This is a genomic window from Mesorhizobium sp. M0954 (assembly GCF_040319155.1).
GTDB lineage: Bacteria > Pseudomonadota > Alphaproteobacteria > Rhizobiales > Rhizobiaceae > Mesorhizobium.
In genome coordinates this window covers 1-523 of record NZ_JAMYNR010000089.1, presented here as the reverse complement: position 1 = coordinate 523, position 523 = coordinate 1, and the positions used below count along the sequence as shown (strand labels likewise).

The window sequence follows — 523 nt, the reverse complement described above, 5'->3', positions numbered from 1 at the left end:
CAGCCTTCGAAAGCGACCTGAAGGGGCCGGCATCGGAGGTCTATCTGCACGAAATGCCGGGCGGTCAGTTCACCAACCTCAAGGAACAGGCGCGCTCGCTCGGGCTGGAGACACGCTGGCACGAAGTGGCGCAGACCTATCACGACGTCAATCTGATGTTCGGCGACATCGTCAAGGTGACGCCGTCGTCCAAGGTCGTCGGCGACATGGCGCTGATGATGGTGAGCCAGGACCTGACCGTCGCCGACGTCGAGAATCCGGCGAGGGACATCGCCTTCCCGGATTCGGTGGTGTCGATGTTGCGCGGCGATCTCGGCCAGTCGCCGGGCGGCTGGCCAAAGCCATTGCAGAAGAAGGTGCTGAAGGGCGAAAAGCCGATCACGGTGCGGCCGGGTTCGCTGCTCAAACCGGCGGACCTCAAGGCCAGTCGCGCGGAGGTCGAGGAAAAGCTCGAGCGCAAGCTCAGCGAGTTCGAGTTCGCGTCGTGGCTGATGTATCCGAAGGTGTTTTCCGATTTTGCCGC

The 523-nt window shown here is 62.7% G+C and carries 1 pseudogene; it reads left to right on the top strand.

The annotated features are described in order from the left end of the window. Positions 1 to 523 (top strand): annotated as a pseudogene (locus tag NKH93_RS34280) (pyruvate carboxylase); the annotation flags it as partial.